The organism is Kribbella sp. CA-253562, assembly GCF_050942265.1.
Classification (GTDB): domain Bacteria; phylum Actinomycetota; class Actinomycetes; order Propionibacteriales; family Kribbellaceae; genus Kribbella.
Map to the genome: position 1 here is coordinate 3,005,564 of NZ_CP192049.1, position 19,526 is coordinate 3,025,089.

25 protein-coding genes and 1 pseudogene are annotated in these 19,526 nt (G+C 69.8%); 15 read left to right on the plus strand and 11 right to left on the minus strand.

Translation table 11 applies throughout. From position 1 onward, the window contains the following. Positions 1-777 (plus strand): ABC transporter permease, encoded by a 777-nt coding sequence (locus ACQPXM_RS14435; RefSeq protein ID WP_432948698.1) that lies wholly within the window; start codon positions 1-3, stop codon positions 775-777. Here ACQPXM_RS14435 and ACQPXM_RS14440 read toward each other — a convergent pair. Beyond that, the gene (locus ACQPXM_RS14440) at positions 774-1,652 is read right to left on the minus strand and encodes an AraC family transcriptional regulator (protein ID WP_432948700.1); all 879 of its coding nucleotides are present in this window, start codon (positions 1,650-1,652) and stop codon (positions 774-776) included. The genes ACQPXM_RS14435 and ACQPXM_RS14440 overlap by 4 nt on opposite strands. A 153-nt stretch (positions 1,653-1,805) precedes the next feature. Here ACQPXM_RS14440 and ACQPXM_RS14445 point away from each other — a divergent pair, with 153 nt between their 5' ends. Continuing rightward, positions 1,806-2,888, plus strand: a complete 1,083-nt coding sequence (locus tag ACQPXM_RS14445; RefSeq protein ID WP_432948702.1) for an aldo/keto reductase — start codon at positions 1,806-1,808, stop codon at positions 2,886-2,888. Here ACQPXM_RS14445 and ACQPXM_RS14450 read toward each other — a convergent pair. Together ACQPXM_RS14450 and ACQPXM_RS14455 are read right to left on the minus strand one after the other, a co-directional pair. Beyond that, positions 2,885-3,457, minus strand: a complete 573-nt coding sequence (locus ACQPXM_RS14450; RefSeq protein WP_432948704.1) for an ArsR/SmtB family transcription factor — start codon at positions 3,455-3,457, stop codon at positions 2,885-2,887. The genes ACQPXM_RS14445 and ACQPXM_RS14450 overlap by 4 nt on opposite strands. Positions 3,458-3,489: 32 nt before the next feature. Beyond that, the gene (locus ACQPXM_RS14455; RefSeq protein WP_432948706.1) at positions 3,490-4,176 is read right to left on the minus strand and encodes a nucleotidyltransferase domain-containing protein; all 687 of its coding nucleotides are present in this window, start codon (positions 4,174-4,176) and stop codon (positions 3,490-3,492) included. A 17-nt stretch (positions 4,177-4,193) separates the two neighbouring features. Here ACQPXM_RS14455 and ACQPXM_RS14460 point away from each other — a divergent pair, with 17 nt between their 5' ends. The 10 genes and pseudogenes from ACQPXM_RS14460 to ACQPXM_RS14505 all read left to right on the plus strand — a co-directional run bounded on the left by ACQPXM_RS14460 (position 4,194) and on the right by ACQPXM_RS14505 (position 10,652). Beyond that, positions 4,194-4,844, plus strand: a complete 651-nt coding sequence (locus ACQPXM_RS14460; RefSeq protein ID WP_432948708.1) for a uridine kinase family protein — start codon at positions 4,194-4,196, stop codon at positions 4,842-4,844. Positions 4,845-4,875: 31 nt separating this feature from the next. Next, on the plus strand, positions 4,876-5,736 hold the full coding sequence (locus ACQPXM_RS14465; protein ID WP_432948710.1) for a helix-turn-helix domain-containing protein: 861 nt from the start codon (positions 4,876-4,878) through the stop codon (positions 5,734-5,736). Between the two features lie 10 nt (positions 5,737-5,746). Next, positions 5,747-7,072: an FAD-binding oxidoreductase gene (locus ACQPXM_RS14470; protein ID WP_432948712.1), complete on the plus strand. Its 1,326-nt coding sequence runs from the start codon at positions 5,747-5,749 to the stop codon at positions 7,070-7,072. 15 nt (positions 7,073-7,087) lie between these two features. Continuing rightward, a complete protein-coding gene (locus ACQPXM_RS14475; RefSeq protein ID WP_432948714.1) occupies positions 7,088-7,456 on the plus strand; it encodes a hypothetical protein in 369 nt (122 codons plus the stop codon). Positions 7,457-7,531: 75 nt separating this feature from the next. Then, a complete protein-coding gene (locus tag ACQPXM_RS14480; protein ID WP_432948715.1) occupies positions 7,532-7,813 on the plus strand; it encodes a dihydrofolate reductase family protein in 282 nt (93 codons plus the stop codon). Then, positions 7,810-8,730, plus strand: coding sequence for an NAD-dependent epimerase/dehydratase family protein (locus ACQPXM_RS14485; protein ID WP_432948717.1), 921 nt, complete (start codon positions 7,810-7,812; stop codon positions 8,728-8,730). Before ACQPXM_RS14480 ends, ACQPXM_RS14485 begins: the two co-directional genes overlap by 4 nt. Positions 8,731-8,878: 148 nt before the next feature. After that, positions 8,879-8,944, plus strand: a pseudogene (locus ACQPXM_RS14490) (PPOX class F420-dependent oxidoreductase); the annotation flags it as partial. A 33-nt stretch (positions 8,945-8,977) separates the two neighbouring features. Next, positions 8,978-9,136 carry a hypothetical protein gene (locus ACQPXM_RS14495; protein ID WP_432948719.1) on the plus strand — a complete coding sequence of 53 codons (159 nt, stop codon included), beginning with the start codon at positions 8,978-8,980 and terminating at the stop codon, positions 9,134-9,136. 28 nt (positions 9,137-9,164) lie between these two features. Then, a complete protein-coding gene (locus tag ACQPXM_RS14500) occupies positions 9,165-10,019 on the plus strand; it encodes a hypothetical protein (protein WP_432948720.1) in 855 nt (284 codons plus the stop codon). A gap of 198 nt (positions 10,020-10,217) precedes the next feature. After that, entirely contained in the window at positions 10,218-10,652 is a 435-nt protein-coding gene (locus ACQPXM_RS14505) for a hypothetical protein (RefSeq protein WP_432948722.1), read from the plus strand. Between the two features lie 91 nt (positions 10,653-10,743). Here the strand turns inward: ACQPXM_RS14505 and argG are convergent, their stop codons facing one another. Then, positions 10,744-12,183, minus strand: a complete 1,440-nt coding sequence (argG, locus tag ACQPXM_RS14510) for an argininosuccinate synthase (RefSeq protein WP_077013225.1) — start codon at positions 12,181-12,183, stop codon at positions 10,744-10,746. Positions 12,184-12,257: 74 nt separating this feature from the next. Between argG and aac(3) the strand changes: the two genes are divergently transcribed. Next, positions 12,258-13,082: an aminoglycoside 3-N-acetyltransferase gene (gene aac(3) / locus ACQPXM_RS14515; RefSeq protein WP_432948724.1), complete on the plus strand. Its 825-nt coding sequence runs from the start codon at positions 12,258-12,260 to the stop codon at positions 13,080-13,082. On the opposite strand, the gene ACQPXM_RS14520 is transcribed toward aac(3), so the two are convergent. The 6 genes from ACQPXM_RS14520 to ACQPXM_RS14545 all read right to left on the minus strand — a co-directional run bounded on the left by ACQPXM_RS14520 (position 13,045) and on the right by ACQPXM_RS14545 (position 16,814). Beyond that, positions 13,045-13,470, minus strand: coding sequence for a class I SAM-dependent methyltransferase (locus ACQPXM_RS14520; RefSeq protein WP_432948726.1), 426 nt, complete (start codon positions 13,468-13,470; stop codon positions 13,045-13,047). The two genes, aac(3) and ACQPXM_RS14520, sit on opposite strands and share 38 nt — an antisense overlap. Positions 13,471-13,473: 3 nt before the next feature. After that, positions 13,474-14,736: an alpha/beta fold hydrolase gene (locus ACQPXM_RS14525; protein ID WP_432948728.1), complete on the minus strand. Its 1,263-nt coding sequence runs from the start codon at positions 14,734-14,736 to the stop codon at positions 13,474-13,476. Positions 14,737-14,847: 111 nt separating this feature from the next. After that, positions 14,848-15,129: a hypothetical protein gene (locus ACQPXM_RS14530; RefSeq protein ID WP_432948730.1), complete on the minus strand. Its 282-nt coding sequence runs from the start codon at positions 15,127-15,129 to the stop codon at positions 14,848-14,850. Positions 15,130-15,189: 60 nt separating this feature from the next. Further along, positions 15,190-16,044, minus strand: a complete 855-nt coding sequence (locus ACQPXM_RS14535) for a helix-turn-helix domain-containing protein (protein WP_432948732.1) — start codon at positions 16,042-16,044, stop codon at positions 15,190-15,192. Between the two features lie 10 nt (positions 16,045-16,054). Further along, entirely contained in the window at positions 16,055-16,567 is a 513-nt protein-coding gene (locus tag ACQPXM_RS14540; RefSeq protein WP_432948734.1) for a DUF6879 family protein, read from the minus strand. Then, entirely contained in the window at positions 16,557-16,814 is a 258-nt protein-coding gene (locus ACQPXM_RS14545) for a hypothetical protein (RefSeq protein ID WP_432948736.1), read from the minus strand. Before ACQPXM_RS14545 ends, ACQPXM_RS14540 begins: the two co-directional genes overlap by 11 nt. Positions 16,815-16,955: 141 nt before the next feature. Here ACQPXM_RS14545 and ACQPXM_RS14550 point away from each other — a divergent pair, with 141 nt between their 5' ends. Together ACQPXM_RS14550 and ACQPXM_RS14555 are read left to right on the plus strand one after the other, a co-directional pair. Continuing rightward, complete coding sequence (locus ACQPXM_RS14550; RefSeq protein ID WP_432948738.1) at positions 16,956-17,822, plus strand: exodeoxyribonuclease III; 867 nt, start codon at positions 16,956-16,958, stop codon at positions 17,820-17,822. Next, complete coding sequence (locus tag ACQPXM_RS14555) at positions 17,822-18,931, plus strand: hypothetical protein (RefSeq protein WP_432948740.1); 1,110 nt, start codon at positions 17,822-17,824, stop codon at positions 18,929-18,931. Before ACQPXM_RS14550 ends, ACQPXM_RS14555 begins: the two co-directional genes overlap by 1 nt. On the opposite strand, the gene ACQPXM_RS14560 is transcribed toward ACQPXM_RS14555, so the two are convergent. Next, positions 18,924-19,424, minus strand: a complete 501-nt coding sequence (locus ACQPXM_RS14560; protein ID WP_432948742.1) for a mycothiol transferase — start codon at positions 19,422-19,424, stop codon at positions 18,924-18,926. The genes ACQPXM_RS14555 and ACQPXM_RS14560 overlap by 8 nt on opposite strands. Positions 19,425-19,526 lie beyond the last annotated feature (102 nt).

Genomic DNA, 19,526 nt, shown 5'->3' on the forward strand with positions numbered 1-19,526 from the left:
ATGGTGCTGAAACTGTTCGGGGCGCTGTTCTCGATGTCGTTGCGGCGGTCACTGGCCTTCCGGGCCGACCTGCTGTTCGAACTGGTGATGACCCTCGTCGGCGCCGGTGCGGCGGTCGCCGCGCTGGGCGTCGTCTACACGCGCACGGACACGCTCGGCGGCTGGGCGCCGGGGGAGGCGATCGCGTTGCTCGGCACGTTCCAGCTCGTCTCCGGCCTGCGCACCGCGTTCGTCGAGCCGAATCTGCAGTGGTTCGGCGACCAGGTGAAAAGCGGCCGGTTCGACGCGATCCTGCTGCAACCGGCGCCGAGCATGTTCCTCGCCAGTCTCGGAACCTGTACGCCGGCCGCCCTCGTGCAAGTTGGCATCGGCATCGGCATCACCGCCGCCGGGATCGTCCAGGCCGACGTCGCGCTGAGCGTCGCCGGCGTGGCGAGCTGGTTGATCCTGGTCGTCGCGGCGACCGTGACGATGTGGGCGACGCGGATCGCGCTGGCGTCGGTGGTGTTCTGGGCGCTCGGGCTCAACCTGGACATCCTGTACGACGCGGTGTGGCAGTTCGGGCGCTACCCCGTGCAGGTCTACCGCTCCACGTTGCAGTCGGTGCTCACGTACGTCGTACCGGTCGCGCTGCTCGCCACCGTGCCGGTCGACGCGCTCCGCGACGGCAGCTTCGTCGCGGTCCCCGCCGCGCTGATCGTTGCCGCAGGCACCAGTACGGCGGCGTGGGTGATCTGGCGCAGAGGACTTCGTCGCTACACCAGCGCGACGAGCTAGCCGGCGCGCAGGCGAGCGGCGTCCTGGCCGGGTGGCGTACCGAAGAGGCGGCGGTACTCGCGGTTGAACTGCGACGGGCTGTCGTACCCGACCAGGTGCCCGACCCCGGCGATGTCGCGCGGATGGGCCGCGAGCAACGAGCGCGCTTCCTGGAGCCGGATGCGTTTCTGGAACTGCAGCGGGCTCAGCGCCGTGATCGCGCGGAAGTGCCGGTGGAAGGCCGCCGGGCTCATCCCGGCCAGGCTCGCCAGGTCGGCGACGCGCAGCGGTTCGGCGTAGTTGTCGCGGATCCAGCGGATCGCCCGGTTGACGTGCGTCAGGCTGCTGTCGGCGAGGCCGATCTGGCGGATCACGTCGCCGTGCGGGCCGGTGAGCAGCCGCCAGAGCAGCTCGCGCTCGATCAGCGGGGCGAGCACGGGCGCGTCGGACGGCGAATCGAGCAGTCGCAGCAGCCGAGCGGCGGCGTCGAGGATCTCGGGGTCGGCCGGGCCGGTCGCGATGGCCGGCGCGCCCGCGGCGGTGCGGCGTACTGGCGGGGCCTGGAGCAGCAAGGGTGCGATCGCGTCCGGGCGCAGTGTGATCGCCATGCCGAGGGCGGGTGTCTGCGGGCTCGCCTCGACGAAGTGGCCGGACACCGGAAGGTCGGTCGTGACGACGAACAGGTCGCCGGCCCGGTAGTCGAAGATCTGATCGCCGAGCAGGAGGCGCTTGCCGCCCTGGGCCATCACGACCAGCAGCGGTTCGGTGAGCGAGTAGTCCGGCGCCGAGGACTCGACCTTCGACAGCGTCAGGCCGTCGATTGCGGTCCGCAGGTCGGGGCGGGCGTGTCTCGCGATGCGCTCGCGAAGCTCGGTCAGCAGCAGGTCTCGTTGCACCTGTCCAGCCAAGCACGACCCCACCGGCCGAGCAACCTGATCTGATCCTGGTTGAGAGGAATAGGCAAGAGCCGAAGCGGATCGGTCTACCCGCCGACAGGGTGCCCGCGATGGGATGGAGCTACCAGATTCCGACACCGTTTGGAGCACCTCATGGGACTCGACCAGTACGTCACCCTCGGCCGGTCCGGGCTGCGGGTCAGCCCGTTCGCGCTCGGCGCGATGACCTTCGGCGAGGACGCCGGCGGCGCGGGCTGCAGCGTCGAGGAGTCGGAGAAGATCCTCGCGACCTACCTCGATCGCGGTGGCAACTTCGTCGACACGGCCAACTTCTACACCAACGGGCACTCGGAGAAGATCCTCGGCGACTACTTCGCGGCCCGGCCCGGGCAGCGCGAGCACGTGGTGCTGGCGTCGAAGTTCTTCGGCAATCTGTGGCCGGGCGACCCGAACGGCGGCGGCGCGGGGCGCGGCTCGATCGTCGCGCAGTTGGAGCAGTCGCTGCGCCGGCTGCAGACGGACTATCTGGATGTGTACTGGTTGCACAATTGGGACCGGCACACGCCGATCGAGGAGACGCTGCGCACGCTCGACGATCTCGTCCGAGCGGGCAAGATCCGGTACGTCGGCTTCTCGAACACGCCGGCGTGGGTCACGGCGCAGGCCCAGACCACCGCGCTGCTGAAGGGCTGGACGCCGCTGATCGCGCTGCAGGTCGAGTACTCGCTGCTGGCGCGGACCGTCGAAGGTGAGCTGGCGCCGCTCGCGCTCGACCAGGGGATGGCGCTGGTGCCGTGGAGCCCGCTCAAGAACGGTTTCCTGTCCGGCAAGTACCGGCGCGGGACTGATGTGGTGGACTCGGTGCGGGCGGCGTACGTCGGTGGGCCGAGCGAGGCCGAGTACGCGGTGATCGACGAGGTCGCGGCGGTGGCGGACGAGCTCGGGACGTCCTCGGCGGCGGTGGCGCTGGCCTGGCTGCGCGCCCGGCAGGGGACCGTCGTACCGATCGTCGGCGCTCGGCGGGTCGAGCATCTGGAGAGCAACCTCGTCGCGCTCGAGGTGTCGTTGAGCGAGGAACAGGTGCGACGGCTCGACGAGGTGTCGGCGCCGACGCTCAACTACCCGGCGCCGATGCACGGTGCGCAGCGGGCGATGCTGCAGTTCGCCGGGACGACGGTCGACGGCGAGACCTCGACGGTCTACCCGCCGCTGCTGCAGAGCGACCTGCGCTACTAGTCCTTCTTCGGCGGCAGGGCCGGGTAGTCGTGGATCGGGTAGACGCCGGTGACGAAGCCGTACGTCGTGTCGCCGGAGCGGGGCAGCGTGTCGAATTCGTGCACGAGCTGCTCGACGCGGTCCCAGAACTCGGCCACCCGCTCGTCGGGGATCCGCGCGTGCCGGATGAACGAGCGCAGCTGGCCGGCGTCGTACGCGCCGGTCGACTCCTGCGCCGCGACCTCGAAGTCGTTGAAGTCCGGCGGCAGCTCGACACCGTCGACCCGGCGGCCGAGGCCGACAAAAAACATCCGGGCCGCGCGGCCGTAGTACCGCTCGTCGATCGCGCGCACCCGGCGGGTCCGGACGACGCGCAGGATGCCGGCGTCGGTCAGCACCTTCACGTGATGCGCGACGGTGCTCTTCGGCCGCTTGACCGCGGCGGCCAGCTCGCTGACGGTCGCGGCGCGCTCGTGCAGCAGGCCGAGGATCGTGGTCCGCAGCGGGTCGCTGATCGCCCGCACCTGCTCGGCCGTGGTGAGCTCGATCGTCTCCTCGAGCTCGTAGTCCGGAACGGCGGAATCGGCCATGATCCGGTCAGACTAGCACCGCCGAACCGGGCTCAGCCGCGCTCGCCGGCGACTCGGTGTCCGGCGAAAAGCGGGCCACCGGCAAGCGTCAGCGCCTCCTCGGCCAGGTCGCGGATCGCCGGCGTGCTGGTGCGCGCCGCGAGCCAGCGGTCGGCGTACGCGGGGTCGAGATCGCGCAGCTCCCGGAGCAGCCACTTGCCGTTGCCGATCCAGTGGTCGCGGAAGTTCAGGGTCGCTTCGGCGGTCCGGAGCCAGATGTACGTCGCGACGACCGCCTGCTCGTCGTCGGGCGCGTGGGCGAGGTCGTCGAGCAGGTCGGTCAGGGCGTAGCGGATGGTGTCCTGCTCGGCTTGGCCGAGCGGCGCCGGGCCCGCCTGGAGAGTCCGGCGCGCGACCGCCTGGGTGTCGGCGGCGTCCCCGACCGCGACGGTGCCGAGGGCAACCATCCGGTGCAGCACCGGCCGTCGGCCGGGCAATTCCTTCGCCAAGTAGTGCGCGAGGCTGGCCCGGTCGTGGACGAACAGCTCGACCGGCCAGCCGTCGTACCGGAGCGACTCGCGTCGAGGAGCGCCGGCAGCTCCGTCGGGCAGGAGGACGACGACGTCGAGGTCGGAGCCCGGTGTCCGCGCCGAGGTGAGAACGCTGCCGGACAGGATGACCCAGACCGCCTCCGGGAAGGAATCGGCCGCGAGCTGTCGAGTGGTCTGCAGGGGATCCATGCAGACATCATGGGGTCATGCGGACTGGGCCCGGTGAACCGGTGGTGGAGCAGTGGAAGACCGTCTCGTTGGGGGAGTTCGCGGATGCGGTGATGAGCGCGCGGCCCCGCGTGGTGGCGGTGGACGGGCGCAGCGGGAGTGGGAAGTCCACCTTGGCCGGCCGGCTGTCCGCGGCGGTGCCAGGGGCCGTGGTGGTTCATGGGGATGACGTCGCGTGGCATGCGCCGATGTTCGGGTGGAGCGAGTTGCTCGCGCACGGTGTGCTGGAGCCGGTACGGCGGGGCGAGGCGGTGGCGTATCGGCCGCCCGCTTGGGAGGAGCGTGGACGGCCGGGGGCGATCGAGGTGCCGGCGGACACCTCGGTGGTGGTCGTCGAGGGAGTGGGAGCCGGACGGCGGGAGCTGGCCGGGCTGATCGACGTACTGGTGTGGGTGCAGTCGGACTTCGACGAGGCCGAGAAGCGGGGGATCGACCGGGACATCGCCTCGGGCGTCAACGGTGATGCGCAAGCGTCGATCGACTTCTGGCACGAGTGGCTGGCCGCGGAGATTCCGTTCCTCGAGCGCGATCGACCGTGGGAACGGGCGGACGTCGTGGTCGCGGGAACGTCCCCGGACCCGCAGGACGCCGCCACCGTGCGGTGCGCGGGGCCTGCGCTGAGGTCTTGACGCCGGACCGGTGGCCCGCTTCGGTGCCAGCATGGCCGGTGTGGAGTCGTACGTCGAACGCCCGCCGCTGCCGGAGCTGGCGCGCGTCGTGCGGACGGTGTGGATCCAGCGCACCGGCGACGCGGCGTACGTGCAACGGCACCTGCCGACCGGTGGGGTCGAGCTGCATTTCCCGATCGGCGGACGGCCGCAGCTGGTCGGGCCGCTGACCGGACCGCAGGTCGAGGTCATTCCGGCGCACACCACGATCGTCGGCGTGCGGTTCCTGCCGGGGACGGCGCCGCCGCTTTCGGCGATGCTCGACGACCTGGTCGATCAGCGGCTGGAGCTGACCGAGCTGTGGGGCAGCCTGGTCGACCGCCTGGTGGAGACGATGGCCCTGGCCGGTACGCCGGAACGCGCGCTGCTGATCCTGCAAGGCCAGCTCCAGCGGGAGTTCCAGGGTGGTGCGGACCCGCTCGTGGGCGAGGCCGTGCGGGCGCTGATGCCGTGGAACCCGCTCCCCATCGATGCCTTGGCCGGCCATTTGGCCTTGTCGCCCAGTCAGTTGCGGCGCCGGTGTCTGCAGTCGGTCGGCGTGACTCCGAAGGTGCTGCAGCGGACGTTGCGGTTCCAGGGGTTCCTCGCGCTGGCGCAGGCCGGAGCGACGGCGACCGGGCGACGCGGAGCCGACGGTATGGCGGGGCTGGCGATCGACGTCGGGTACGCCGATCAGGCGCATCTCAGCCGGGAGTGCCTGCGCCTGACCGGGTTGACTCCGAGTCAGCTGCTCGGCGGCACGGTCGATCGATGCCTGTGCGGGCACGACCACTCGGCGTCGTACCGGCCGTTCCTTGCGGGCCGTCGTCCGGTGCTCGATTTGTTCAAGACGGAGCTGGCGCGCGGAGCCTAGGTTCGGGAGCGTGACCGGACTGGACTCGCTCGACGGCATCGCGGTGACGCCCGGCTCCGCGGCGTACGACGCGGTGCGGCGGCCGGTGCAGGTCGCGTACGCCGCGGTGCGGCCGCGGGTGGTGGTGTTGTGCCGATCGGTGTCCGACGTGGTGGCTGGGCTGAGGTATGCCGCTGAGTCGGGGGATCGGGTCGTGGCGCGTGGCGGTGGGCATTGCTTCGCGGGGCGGTCATCGACGGATGGGGTCGTGCTGGAGCTGTCGGGGCTGGACCGGATTTCGGTGGCGGACGGGATCGCCACGATCGGGGCGGGGGCTCGGCTGAGGTCGGTGTACAGCTCGTTGCACGAGGCCGGGCGGACGGTGCCGGCGGGGTGTGGGCCGACGGTCGGAATTGCCGGGCTCACGTTGGGCGGGGGGATCGGGCTGCTGGGGAGGAAGTACGGGCTGACGTGCGACCGGTTGGTCGGCGTACAGGTGGTGCTGGCGGACGGACGCGTGGTGGAGTGCTCGGAGGCGGACGAGCCGGAGTTGTTCTGGGGAATTCGGGGTGCGGGCGGTGGGCAGTTCGGGGTCGTGACGGAGTTGCGGTTCGCGACTGTGCCGGAGCCGGTGGTGACGCGGATCGACGGGTACTGGCCGGATGCCGCGGAGCTGGTGTCGGCGTGGCAGGAGTGGGCGCCGGATGCGCCGGACGAAGTGACTGTGAATCTGCGGCTGGTGTCGGAGCCTGGGTCCGGTGTGCGGGCGACGGTTTTCGGGGCTTCGATGCTGGGTGTTGAGGAGACTCGCGAGGTGTTGCCGGAGTTCGCTTCGGTGGCGGGGGTGGGTGTGCCTTGGAACGCGTTGAAGGATTCGCTGGCTGATCCGCTGGCTGATCCGTTGGATGGTCCGGCGGTGCGGTTGCGGTCGGAGTTCTTCGCGCGGTCGCTGCGGGCCGAGACTGTCGAGTCGTTGCTGGCGCTGCTCGGCGAGCCGAGGACCACCGGGCGGCGGGAGATCGCGTTCACGGCGATGGGCGGGCAGTACAACCGGGTCGCGGAGGACGCGACGGCGTTCGCGCATCGCGGCGAACGCTTCCTGCTCGAACACATCGCCGAGGTGACGGACCGGGACGCCGGGTCCTGGGTCGGCGGGTCCCGGGACGCCGGGTCCTGGGTCGACAGGTCCTGGGATACCGCGCACGTCGACGGGTCCGGGCGGGTCTACCCGAACTTCCCCGACCTCGCGCTGGACGACTGGGCCTCGGCGTACCACGCGGGCAACCTCTTCCGGCTCCAGGAAATCAAGCGGTGGTACGACCCGCAGCGGGTCTTCGAGTTTCCGCAGGCGATCTGAACCACGAGGAGTGCGATGAGCAAGGTGCTGACCGCCCTGTCGGTGTCGGTCGACGGGTACATCACGGGGCGCGATCCGGGACCCGGCCGGGGGCTGGGCGACGGGTCGATGCTGTTCGACTGGTACTTCGACGGGGACACGCCGAGCCGGGAGTTCGACGGGTTCCGGCTGAGCGAGCCGAGTGCGCGGGTGTTCGACGGGCTGGCGTCGCGGGTCGGGGTGAGTGTTGCCGGGCGCAACACGTACGACGACTCGGGGTGGATCGACGGTGGTGCGCCGCATCCGACCGCGCCGTTGGTGGTGGTGAGTCAGCGGCCGCTGGTTGGTAGCGGTGAGCAGTCGGCAGTCGGGATCCCGGCGGCTGGTTCCGTCGGGTCGGCCTGAGCGGAGTCGGGCGGGACAACACCAGCCGGGACCGCCAGAGTCGAAGGCGAGCGGCCGTCTCCGGGCGTACCGGGCATGAGTGATCGGCAGACGCTGGTCACGACCGGGATCGAGGACGCGATCGCCGTGGCGCGCGAGCTGGCCGACGACAAGGACGTCGTACTGATGGGTGGTGGCGTGGTGACCTCGGCGTTGGCGGCCGGTCTGCTCGATGAGGTGGTGCTGCACCAGGTGCCGATCCTGCTGGGCGGCGGGCGGCGTTTCTTCCAGGAGCTTCCGCGGCACGTCAGCCTGCGCCTGCGGGAAGCCGTCGCGGCCCCGGGCGTGACGCACCTGCACTACGAGGTGGTCCGATGATCCTCGTCACCGGCGGGCTCGGCATGATCGGCGCCCACACCGCTCGCGCGCTGCTCGACCTCGGGCAGGAGGTTGTCGTCACGGCGTACCGGCGTACGGAGGTGCCGTCGTTTCTCGCCGGCCGGGTCGCGGTGGAGGTGCTCGACACCACCGACCGCGACGCTCTCCTTGCCCTAGGCAATCTTTATGACCTCACCGGCATCGTTCACCTGGCCGGGAGCATCCCGGGCGACGACCCGGTCGACTTCTTCCGGACCGATCTGACCGGGCTGCTCAACGCGCTCGACGCCGCGCGGGCGTGGGGTGTGCGGCGGTTCGCCGTCGCGAGCAGTCTCGGTGTCTACCTCGGCCGCAGCGAGATTCCCTGGCACGAGGACCTGGCGCTGCCGACGGTGGACCTGCCGCACCTGATCATCGCGTTCAAGAAGGCCGTCGAGCCGATCACGACTCACGCCCTGCAGGGCAGCGACGTCGAGCCGGTGCTGCTCCGGATCGGGAGCATCTGGGGTCCGCTGATGGATCCGGAGTCGCCGTTCAACCCGATCCCGGCGTACGTCAGCGCGGTGCTGCGGGGCGAAACCCCGCTCCCGCTGTCCCCGGACGAAGGCGGCGACTCCTGCTACGCCCCTGACGCCGGCCGCGCGATCGCGCTGCTGGCGACCGCGGACAGCTTGCACCACACCACCTACAACGTCTCGGCCGGCCGGCCATCGACCAACCGCGACCTCACCGCGGCCCTGGAGGCGATCACTCCCGGCCCCCAAGTGCCGCCACGCCCCGAGCGCGACAGCGATCCCGGCGACAAGCCGTACCTCGACATCACCCGCCTGACCGAGGAGACCGGCTTCAGCCCGCGTTTCGACGCCGCAGCCGCCGTCGCCGACTACGTCGCCTGGCGCCGCAAGAACCCCCGCTGACTCCCATCGAAGGAGCCCTTCATGCTCGACCCCGCCGTACGCAGCGTCCTCGAAGGCACGTCGATCGCCCACCTGGCCACCGTCTGCGCGGACGGTTCGCCGCACTCCGTTCCCGTGTACGTTCGGCACTCGCGGCGAGCATGTCGTCCTGTTCACCGGCCCGAACAACCGCAAGGCCCGCAACCTACGCCGCGACCCGCGCCTGGCGCTGTCCATCGCGCCGGTCGAGAACCCCTTCGAGCCGGTCGTGATCCGCGGCGAGGTCGTCGAGTGGCTCGACGGCGACGCCGCGTGGGAGATCATCGACCAGCTCGCAATCAAGTACGCCGGCGAGCCTTATCCCCGCGGCGAGGAAAGGGTCGTCGCCGTCATCGCCCCTACCCACCAGACCGTCGGCGTCGGCTGAGCAGCTGTCTGTTGCTTACGATCGCCAGATGCCGATCACCGTGCGGAATCTGGTGCCGGAGTTCTTGCGGTTCTGGCGGCAAGCAGCCGGTCAGGACGACCAGCGGCAGCTCGCGCTCTGGCACGAGTACGTCGAGATTTACCCCGAGGTGGTCGAGGACTTGCGGAGGGGTGGGCACACGCCTGATCCGCAACAGGCGCTGGACCTCTATCCAACGGTGCTCGAGGTCATCGAGACCAACGCCGATGCCGCGACCAGGTGGGTGGGAGAAGCGGCGGATCTCGTCGTACCGGTGCTGGACGCAGCGCATCTCGACCTGCAGGCCGTGGTGATGGTCGGACTCGGTACGTCGAACGGCTGGGTCAGCGAGTTCCGCGGCCGGCCGACGCTGTTCCTGGCCGTCGAGCAGATCCCAGAGACGGCGGCCCCGCGGATCCTGGCGGCGCACGAGTTGGCGCACGCGGTGCAGTTGCCGCTGCCAGGGGTCTCCTGGTCCGACGACGGACCGCTCGGGCAGTGGATCTACTCGGAGGGTTTCGCGACAGCGCTGACCGCCGAGCTGATGCCGGAGTACGGGTTGGCCGAACATCTCTGGTTCGGCGGCGGGTACGACGATTGGCTGGCGGAATGCCTGCGCGTCCTGCCCGCGGCGCAGGCGGCGATCCTGGCTGACCTGGAGTCCGAGGACGACGCCGTTGCCGGGCGGTATCTGTATCTGAACCGTGAGTCCCCGTTCCCTGACCGGATCGGGTATCTGGTCGGCACCCGGCTGGTGCAGGAACTTCGGCGAACCTACAGCTGGCCCGAGCTGGCCAGCTGGCCTCCGGAGCGGGCGATGGAAGAGGTCCGTCGCGCGTTGAGGCTCTCCGTTCGGTTGAGCTGATCAAGCGAAGGCGTCGGCCGAGCAGTTGCGACCCCCATCGCTCCGGCGACCGACGCTCGATGAGACCGGGCGGATTTAGGATCTGGGCTCGGACGTTCAGGCTTCAGGGGGATGGTCGTGCGAGTGTTGCCGGGGTGGGCTCGGACGCGGCGTCCGGTCGGCGTGCTGGTGGCTGCGGCTGTCGTGCTGACTGTCGGAGTGTTGCTGCTGCGCGATCGGGGCTCGGACCAGCGCACACCGATACCGGCGTCTGGGCGGATGGTGCAAACCGCGCGGATCGTCGTTCCGGCGATGGGGGCATCGGGCTCGCGGGTGGTCGAGTTCTCCGGCACGGTGACTGGGCTTCAACGTGGTGAAACGCTGTGGATCATCCTGAAACGGCCCGCCGGTCAGCTGTACTACCCCGCCGCCGGTCCGTGCTCGGTCGACGGTGACCAGTGGACGTGCGGGAAGGTCGACTTAGATAAGCCCGGCGGCTACATGGCTTTTCCCTTACTGGCCAACGAAGAGGGCACCCTGCGGATGGCGGCGTTGGTCCCTGCGAGGGCGACCTGGAGTGCACTCGACCCGGTGGACCGTCTTCCCGGCGGCACTTGGCAGTGGGGGCCCGAAGTCTTGTTCGCGGCGCGCTGACAAGCCCGGCCGCTTCGGAGAACGGCCGGGCCTCGGACGTGCGAACGCCCGGCGCGCTGTCGAAGCGGCCGGGCTGTTCAGGAGAACGACGTCAGTCGGTGCCCGACTCCATCGCTGCCCGGTCGAGCAGGGCGTCGTCGGGGTCGACCTCGCCGCGGGAGGCGATCAGGTCGGCGCCGCCTTCGGGCATTTCGCCGATCAGTTGCGGGGTGCCGGTGCCGATCAGTTCGGCGTGGGCGGTGCCGATCATGCCGAGGCCGGCGTACTGCTCGAGCTTGGCGCGGGAGTCGGCGATGTCGAGGTTGCGCATGGTCAGCTGGCCGATCCGGTCCAGCGGGCCGAAGGCGGAGTCCTCGGTGCGCTCCATCGACAGCTTGTCGGGGTGGTAGCTGAACGCCGGGCCGGTGGTGTCGAGGATCGAGTAGTCCTCGCCGCGCCGCAGCCGCAGGGTGACCTCGCCGGTGATCGCGGCGCCGACCCAGCGCTGCAGGGACTCGCGCAGCATGAGCGACTGCGGGTCGAGCCAGCGGCCCTCGTACATCAGCCGGCCCAGCCGCCGGCCCTCGTTGTGGTACGACGCGACGGTGTCCTCGTTGTGGATCGCGTTCACCAGCCGCTCGTACGCCGCGTGCAGCAGCGCCATGCCCGGCGCCTCGTAGATGCCGCGGCTCTTCGCCTCGATGATCCGGTTCTCGATCTGGTCGGACATGCCCAGCCCGTGCCGGCCGCCGATCGCGTTCGCCTCCATCACCAGGTCGACCGCGGAGCCGAACTCCTTGCCGTTGATCGTCACCGGCCGGCCCCGCTCGAAGCCGATCGTGACGTCCTCGGTCGGGATCTCGACGTCGGGGTCCCAGAACGCTACACCCATGATCGGCACCACGGTCTCGATCCCGGTGTCGAGGTGCTCCAAGGTCTTCGCCTCGTGGGTGGCGCCCCAGATGTTGGCGTCGGTGGAGTAGGCCTTCTCGGTGCTGTCCCGGTACGGCAGGTCGTGGGCGAGCAGCCACTCGCTCATCTCCTTGCGGCCGCCGAGCTCGCCGACGAACGCCGCGTCGAGCCACGGCTTGTAGATCCGCAGGTTCGGGTTGGCGAGCAGGCCGTAGCGGTAGAACCGCTCGATGTCGTTGCCCTTGAAGGTCGAGCCGTCGCCCCAGATCTGGACGTCGTCCTCGAGCATCGCCCGGACCAGCAGCGTGCCGGTCACGGCCCGGCCGAGCGGCGTGGTGTTGAAGTACGCCCGGCCGCCGGAGCGGATGTGGAACGCGCCGCAGGTCAGCGCGGCCAGCCCTTCCTCGACCAGCGCGGCCCGGCAGTCGACCAGCCGGGCGATCTCCGCGCCGTACGCCTGCGCACGACCGGGGACCGAGGCGATGTCGGGCTCGTCGTACTGCCCGATGTCGGCGGTGTAGGTGCACGGCACGGCGCCCTTGTCGCGCATCCAGGCGACCGCGACCGACGTGTCGAGCCCTCCGGAGAAGGCGATGCCGACGCGTTCGCCGACGGGCAGAGAGGAGATCACCTTGGACATGGAATAAGTATGCAGGGTTCTGCATGATCATGCAAACCTGAGGCGGCGGAAGCCTGGACGCGTGATGCTGGAGTATGGCGTTTCCTGGGGCTGAGTTGCTGACGGACACCGAGTTCTCGCCGGTGACGCGCGGCCAGATCGCGCGAGGAGTCGCGGGGTTGGGTGTCGAGGCCGGCGACGTACTGATGGTGCATGTGCGGTTGTCGGCGCTGGGCTGGGTGGTCGGCGGGATCGACACCGTCGTGCGGGCGCTAGGCGACGCGGTCGGCACCGACGGCACGCTGGTCGCTTTCTGTGGCTGGGACGACAGCCCGTACCACGTTGCGTTCTGGCCGCGCCGCTGGCAGACGGCGTACGGCGAACTGCCGGGATTCGATCCGGCGGTCGCGTCGGCCCGGCGGGACTTCGGACGGTTTCCGGAGCGACTGCGGACCTGGCCGGGCGCGGTGCGCAGCGGCCATCCGGAGGTGAGCTTCGCGGCGCTAGGCCGCCGGGCCGGCGAACTGACCGCGGATGCCGCCGATCCCTGGGGGCGAGACGGCACGCTGGGGCGGCTGACCGATGCCGGCGGCAAGGTGTTGTTGCTCGGGGCCCCTTTGAGGACGCTGACGCTCTGTCACCACGCGGAGGCGATCGCGGCGGTCGAGGGCAAGCGGTATCACAGCTATCGCATGCCCGTACGGACCGCCGACGGTGACGTCTGGCGTGACTACACCACGCTCGACACGTTCTACGGCGCGCTGCCCTACAAGGTGGAGAGCGCGGTCGAGAATCTCGCGCGACAGGCTGTGGCGGCGGGTGCCGGAGTCAGCGGGAGAGTCGGCTCGGCCGAGAGCTGGGTCTTCGACGCGCGGCCGACGATCAGGGCTGCCCGGGAGTGGATCGAGGCAGAGTTCTGAGTTCGCCGTCGACGTAGAGACGCCCCTCGGGAGTGAGGGCCGCGGCGATGGCCTGCAGGGCCTGGGCTTCGAGGTCGGGATGGCGGCCGTCGAGGGCGCCGACCCGGACCGCGAAGGCCACGTCGTACGGCGCTTCGCCGGGCTCCAGCCGGAAGGTCTCCACGGCTGACTGCCGGAAGGTCAGGTTGGGCAGCGAATCGGTCGAGGCTTGGGCGATCGCCTTGGCGGAGCGGTCGATGGCCAGCACGTGACCGGCGGCGCCGACGCGGCGGGCGACCTCGCGGGCCGCGGCGCCGGGACCACAGCCGATCTCGAGGACGCGCAGGCCGGGCGCGAGCGGCAGGGCGTCGACGATGGCGGTCAGGCGAGGGGAGAGGCGTTCGGGCATCGGTCAGACCGGGGGCAGGTCGTTCGCCAGCTTGATTAGGCGGTCGAGCACCGCGCCGCCGGAGGCCCGGCCGCCGTCGTGCTCGTACTCGTTGGTGACCCAGGTGGCGACGTTGCCGACCCGGGACGCCGTCTCCAGCGACAGGTTCGCGTCGACGTACATGTCGTCGTGGTAGATCACCGCCGCGACCGGGACGCGGTTCGCGGCGAGGCGGTCGGCGTCGTACAGCGGGGTCCAGTCGGTGGCTGCGGCGAGCAAATCGGCGGCCTCGGCGAACGGGCGCAAGCCCTCGAGGTCGCGCACCATCCAGGGAAAGATCATCTCGCCGGTGAACAGGAACGGCTCCGCGGAGACCGCGAACTCGGCCGGCATCGCCCGGGCGGCGGCCCAGTCGGTCGCGCGGTCGTCCTGGCCGTAGATCGACTCGTGCAGTACGACGAACAGCGGGGCGAGCGTGTGGTCGGTCCGGTTCATCACGCCGTACAGGAACGCGTCGGACAGTTCGTCGCCGTCCCAGGCCTCGTCGATCAGCCAGTGCAGCGACTCGGCCGACTCACCCATGCCGAGCCCGAAGCCGAGGGTCTGGAAGCGCTCGACGGTGAGCCGGTCGCCGTTCGGCAGCTTGACCTCGGTAGCGATCAGGTGGTCGGCGATCCGCCGCACCTTCGCGACGTCTTGCGGGAAGAGCTTGTAGTAGCGCAGCGTCTTCGCCTTCGCGCGCGGGTACGTGCGCCGGTACACGTCGTCCGCGGTCGCGTCGATCCCGGCCAGGCCCCCGGTCACGTAACAGGCCTTCAACCCCTCGGGCGCCTTCGAGAGATAAGTCAGCGTGATGAACCCACCGTACGACTGCCCGAGCGTCGACCACGGTTTCCCCGGACTGAGCTGCGCCCGGATCAATTCGGCGTCGGCCACGATCGAATCGGCCCGAAAGTGCTTCAGGTACGCCGCGAGCTCCTCGGCCCCCATCGACTCCGCCGTACGCCGCGTGACCGGCGTACTGCGCCCCGTCCCCCGCTGATCGAGCAGCAGAACCCGGTAGTCACGCGTAGCCCGCTCGAGCCACCCGCTCCCACTCGTCGGCCGCGGCGACGCCCCACCCGGCCCACCCTGCAAATACACCAGCCAAGGCAGGTCGGCCCCCACCTTCGCCGGCGCCACAGCCTCCCGCGCGAACACCTCGATCGCCGGCCCGTCCGGCCGGCTGTGATCCAACGGCACGGTGAAGGTGTGATCGGTCAGCACGAGTCCCGGGATTCTGTCCACCGGACCATTCTCACCTGGACCCTGATCGACCGCCCTCCGGTCATGGACTGGCGCCGGGAACTGGAAGGCGGGGCGGACGCGGTCTCACCGTCACACGCGCGCCCCGCCGGTCTATGGAGCCGGGATCTCCCGCCCGTCGGGATCGGTGATCAGCGGCGTCAGTTGCCGGGCGAACGAGGCGTCGTGGTCCAGCAGCCGCGAGAGTGTGCCCTCGAGCAGCGGCTTGTCCCAAAGCACCTGCAGCACTGTTCCGTGGAAGAGCACGACAGTGCCGCGTCCGTAGTCGTAGTGGCTGACTCGCTGGGCGACGTGGATCCGCGGCGTCTCATCCGCTTCACCGTCGGGACGCCCAGTCCACTCGACCCCTGCACGCTGCTCCATGTCGGTCGCCATGCTGTGACGGTAGAAGCGTAAAGCCGGACGGTGCGAGCAACTTGCACGGACTTGCACGAACTATTCGAGAGTGTCTATCGCGGCAGTGATCAGTCGCCGGGCCGGGGCTCCGACGACGGCGAGATCAGCCAGCCGGCGGAACGCGTCGGCGTACATCGCCAGTTCGCCGGGCTGGGTGATGGTCAGGTATCCGGAGATCAGCTCCACGTTCACTTGGCTGTCGTCGAAGATCCAGAAGTCCTCGACTGGTGGCATTCCCGTCCGGTCGAGGCCCAGCGGCAGTATCCCCAAAGACACCGACGGCAATTCGCTGACGGTCAGCAGGTGGCCGAGTTGGCCGGCCATCACATCAGGGCCACCGATCACGTTGCGCAGGACCGATTCCTCGATCAGTACGGCGAACGTCCGGTCACCTTCGTGCAGCAGGCGCAGGCGGTCCTTGCGGACGGCGACAGCGGCCTCGACGTCGTCCGGCAACCCACGGCGTGCGGACGTTCCGCGAAGGACGGCTCGCGTGTAGCTCTCGGTCTGCACCGCACCGGGGATCAGCCAGGGGGAGTAGGTGCGGAATCGCCGGGTGCGTTCCCACAACGGAAGTACCGCCTGCTGTGCCCGCTTCAGCCCGGTGCGTTCCATCCGGCGCCATTCGACGAACATCCCCTCGATCGCCTCGAGGGACGCGAGCAAGTCGGGCAGTTGCTTGACCGCACCGCAGATCTCAGCCCAGCTCCGCACGTCGTCGCTGGACGGAGAGGTCCTGCCGTTCTCGATCCGCGACACCTTGGACTCGTGCCACCCGCACGACGTGGCGAGTGCCCGTCCGGTGAGCCCGGCAGCTTTCCGGATCTCACCGAGACGGGCACCGTAGTCGCGCTTGGCCTTCTGGGCGTTGGAGAAGGCGGGTGGTGTCGGCAACGGAGGTCTCTCAGCTCGGGTGGTACTCCTGGTGCGGGATCGCTCGGTCCCAGACGGCGTCGAACGATGCTACGCAGACCTTTGCCAGCCGGGGGTCGTCGACCCGCTCTTCGCCGACCCAGGTTCCGTCACCGTCGAAGAAGTTCCACAGCACGACCTGGTCGTCGAAGACCCAGAAGTCGTTCGCCGGTATCAGTACGTCGCCGGTGCGCCGGCGCGGCAGCCAGCGCACTTCCTCGCCCGCGGCGATGTTGTGCGCCTGCGTCACGTCGTACTCGAACCGGATGTAGTCGCTGATCGGCTCCGACACGATCCGGGCGCGCCGGACCTCGACCCCGCGACCGGTGGTCTCGCGGACGAGGTCGTGGAACGCCTGCCACCGCTGGGCTGGGTCGAATCGTCCGCCTGACTTCCACTCGTTCCAGTCCGGGTCGTCCGGCTCGTACAGGTCGCGGGTTTCGAGGTGCAGCGCGCTGCGCCGGGCGGACCGGAACAGCTGGAACGCGAGCGGCTCAGCCGTCACCCATCGCCTCCCTCAGAAATGGTGCCAACCGGGCAGGGATCCGCAGTACGGTCTCGTGATCCGGGATCGGCGCGGTGGCGTTGACCGCCGCTGTCGTCTCGTCGTCCAGCTTCCAGCCCTGGATGACCAGGCTGCCGTCGGCCTCGTCGACCCAGACGGTCGGCGAGTTGGTGTTGGGTGAGTTGGGATCCTTGCCGATGAACCGCAATGCCACGATCGTTCTCCCCTGGATCGAACCGATTTGCATGGACTTGCATCCTAGATCCTGCAGGGCGGCTTCTCAGCTGGAGACGGCATGTCGGTTCATGCATCCGCTCCGGTTGTTCGCACGTGGAGCACTTCTTCCTCCGAGGCCTCCGCCGGTCCGCTGGGCAGTTACCGTAGGCGGGTGCGAGTAGCTACCTGGAACGTGAACTCGGTGAAGCAGCGGATGCCTCGGTTGCTCGGGTGGTTGGACGAGCGGGAGCCGGACGTGGTGTGTCTGCAGGAGACCAAGCTGGCGGACGACGCGTTCACCGCCTTGCTCGGGCAGGAGCTGGCGGGGCGGGGGTACGAGGTCGCTCTGTACGGCGAGGTGCAGTGGAACGGGGTTGCGCTGCTGTCGAAGGTCGGGCTCGAGGATGTGGTGACGGGCGTGGCGGGGGCGCCGGGGTTTCCGAATCCTGAGGCTCGGGCGGTGGCGGCGACGTGTGGCGGGATCCGGATCCACTCGCTCTACGTCCCGAACGGGCGGGTGCCGGACTCTGACCACTACCAGTACAAGCTGGCCTGGTTGAAGGCGCTGCGGGACGTAGTCGCGGCTGGGCCGGCGGAGCAGATCGTCTGTGGGGACATGAACATCGCGCCGACGGACGCGGACGTCTTCGATCCGGCCGCGTACGTCGGGTCGACGCACGTGACGGAGCCGGAGCGGGAGGCGCTGGCCGAGTTGCTGGCCACTGGGCTGCACGACGTCGTTCGCGACCGCTGGCCGACCGAGCGGATCTTCAGCTACTGGGACTACCGGGCCGGCATGTTCCACCAGGATCTCGGCATGCGGATCGACCTGATGCTGGCGTCGGACCCGGTGGCCGAGCGGGTGAAGGCGGCCTGGATCGACCGCAAGGCCCGGAAGGGGACCGGGCCGAGCGACCACGCGCCCGTGATCATCGATCTCGACGTCGCGCCGGACGGGGACATCGGTCCCGTCGTACCGCCGCCGTCGAATCCGCGCGGCGCCCGCAAGCGCACGACCAAGTTGCCGCAGAACCGCTGATGCGGAGGGCTCTGCTGCTGGTCGTACTGCTGCTGCTCACGGCCGCCTGCAGTGAGGACAAGCCTCAGGCTCAGGTGGTGCAGTGGTCGCAGGTGAAGCTCCCGGCCGAGCCGGTCGTGCTCGCCGGGCACGACGCCCAACTGCTGGTCGGACTACGCGACCGCGACGCCGAGGTGGTGCCGCGGCTACTGCTGATCGACGGCAACCGGCAGAGCGAGGTCAAACTCTCGCCGGACCCGAGAAGCCCGTACGCCGCGCTCGCCGTCTGGAAGTCCATCGCGTACGACGGCCGCCGCGTGCTCGCGCTCGGCGGAGCGGCGGGCGGCGCGCACGCCAACGTGCGCTGGACGGTGTGGACCGGGACGACTGCCGGCGTGCAGGAGCACCCGCAGGAGTTCAACACGTTCGGTGGGCCTGATGCCGGGTCCCTGCACTCGGCGGTGATCGGACCGGCTGGGCAGGCCTTGCTCGGCTCCTGGGCCAGCAAGGTGTCGGGAACGGACGCGGCCGTGTGGTTGCCCGAGGGCACGAAGTGGATCCGGCAGGACTCGACGGGGACGGTGCTGCGCAGTACGCGGGGGCTGCTGCCCGGGCCGGGCGACGCGACGGTTTTCGGCGACTCGATCGTGCAGACCGGGTCGCAGGTGCGGCTCGCGCCGAACGTCGTACGGCAGGAGGCGGCGGTGTGGAGGTCGCAGCGGCTGAACGACGGGTGGTCGGGTTTCGCGCTGCCGGAGGCGGGCGAACGCAGTCACGGGCAACGAGTGACCTGCGGCGAGCAGTTGTGCACTGTGACCGGGTGGGTCGAGGGCAAGCTGGCGCTGTGGCAGTTCGACCCCGCGAAGCCGGACAGCGCCCGGCGGCTGAAGGGCCTGCCGGAGATCGCCGTCGGCGACAAGACTCCGCTGCCCCCGCCGGTGCTCGACGGGGACCAGATCGTCCAAGTGGTTGCCGATGGCAATCAGGTGAAAGTGCTCACCGGCCGGGACGGGCACTGGACAGTGCAGCCGTCTGAGGGGCCGGCCGGTGAGGTCAAGGACGCCCGGCTGGTCGGGCGCACGCTCTATCTGGTGGCAGGCGCCACCTTGTGGAAAACCGAGCTCAGCTGAGCAGACCGCGCACGTACGCCGCTTGGCCGGCGTGCTGCAGATCGTCCGAGATCACGCTGATCAGCCGGACGCCGAGCGTGACCGGCGGGTTCCACCGGCGGTCCACGATGCGGTCGAGGTCCTCGTCGGTCAGCGTCTCCAGGTACTGGATCGAGCGTGCGTGGACGGCGTCGTAGTACCCGGTCAGTAGCTCCGCCGACAGCTTGACCGCGGCAACGTCCTCGGGACCGTGACCATAGCCCGTGTCACTGGCGTCGAAAGGCAGGCCGAGACGGTCGTGCCAGCCGTCGGCGGTGAGGACCTGCTCGTAGCCGCCGGCATCGGCGAGATGGTCGTCCTGGATCCGGGTCAGGTGCCAGACCAGCCAGGCGATCGAGTTGCCGGTCTGCTCCGGACGAGTGCTCAGCACGTCGTCGGCCAGCCCCTCGACGACCTCGTGCACGACCTCCTGGATCCGGCCGAACGCGTCGACCAGAACTGCGCTGGTGTTCATCTTCTCCCCTTCGTCACCGGACGTTTCACACCGTACTCCGGGCCACGGACAGTCCCGCCGGTACCCGGGCAAGCGCGTTCCACCCACGCCGTAAGGTGAGAA

Coding starts and splice junctions, on each gene's coding strand:
- ACQPXM_RS14435 (WP_432948698.1), top strand. CDS start 1: ATGGTGCTGAAACTGTTCGGGGCGCTGTTCTCGATGTCGTTGCGGCGG.
- ACQPXM_RS14445 (WP_432948702.1), top strand. CDS start 1,806: ATGGGACTCGACCAGTACGTCACCCTCGGCCGGTCCGGGCTGCGGGTC.
- ACQPXM_RS14450 (WP_432948704.1), bottom strand. CDS start 3,457: ATGGCCGATTCCGCCGTTCCGGACTACGAGCTCGAGGAGACGATCGAG.
- ACQPXM_RS14455 (WP_432948706.1), bottom strand. CDS start 4,176: ATGGATCCCCTGCAGACCACTCGACAGCTCGCGGCCGATTCCTTCCCG.
- ACQPXM_RS14460 (WP_432948708.1), top strand. CDS start 4,194: ATGCGGACTGGGCCCGGTGAACCGGTGGTGGAGCAGTGGAAGACCGTC.
- ACQPXM_RS14465 (WP_432948710.1), top strand. CDS start 4,876: ATGGCCGGTGTGGAGTCGTACGTCGAACGCCCGCCGCTGCCGGAGCTG.
- ACQPXM_RS14475 (WP_432948714.1), top strand. CDS start 7,088: ATGAGCAAGGTGCTGACCGCCCTGTCGGTGTCGGTCGACGGGTACATC.
- ACQPXM_RS14480 (WP_432948715.1), top strand. CDS start 7,532: ATGAGTGATCGGCAGACGCTGGTCACGACCGGGATCGAGGACGCGATC.
- ACQPXM_RS14485 (WP_432948717.1), top strand. CDS start 7,810: ATGATCCTCGTCACCGGCGGGCTCGGCATGATCGGCGCCCACACCGCT.
- ACQPXM_RS14500 (WP_432948720.1), top strand. CDS start 9,165: ATGCCGATCACCGTGCGGAATCTGGTGCCGGAGTTCTTGCGGTTCTGG.
- argG (WP_077013225.1), bottom strand. CDS start 12,183: ATGTCCAAGGTGATCTCCTCTCTGCCCGTCGGCGAACGCGTCGGCATC.
- ACQPXM_RS14520 (WP_432948726.1), bottom strand. CDS start 13,470: ATGCCCGAACGCCTCTCCCCTCGCCTGACCGCCATCGTCGACGCCCTG.
- ACQPXM_RS14530 (WP_432948730.1), bottom strand. CDS start 15,129: ATGGCGACCGACATGGAGCAGCGTGCAGGGGTCGAGTGGACTGGGCGT.
- ACQPXM_RS14545 (WP_432948736.1), bottom strand. CDS start 16,814: ATGCAAATCGGTTCGATCCAGGGGAGAACGATCGTGGCATTGCGGTTC.
- ACQPXM_RS14555 (WP_432948740.1), top strand. CDS start 17,822: ATGCGGAGGGCTCTGCTGCTGGTCGTACTGCTGCTGCTCACGGCCGCC.
- ACQPXM_RS14560 (WP_432948742.1), bottom strand. CDS start 19,424: ATGAACACCAGCGCAGTTCTGGTCGACGCGTTCGGCCGGATCCAGGAG.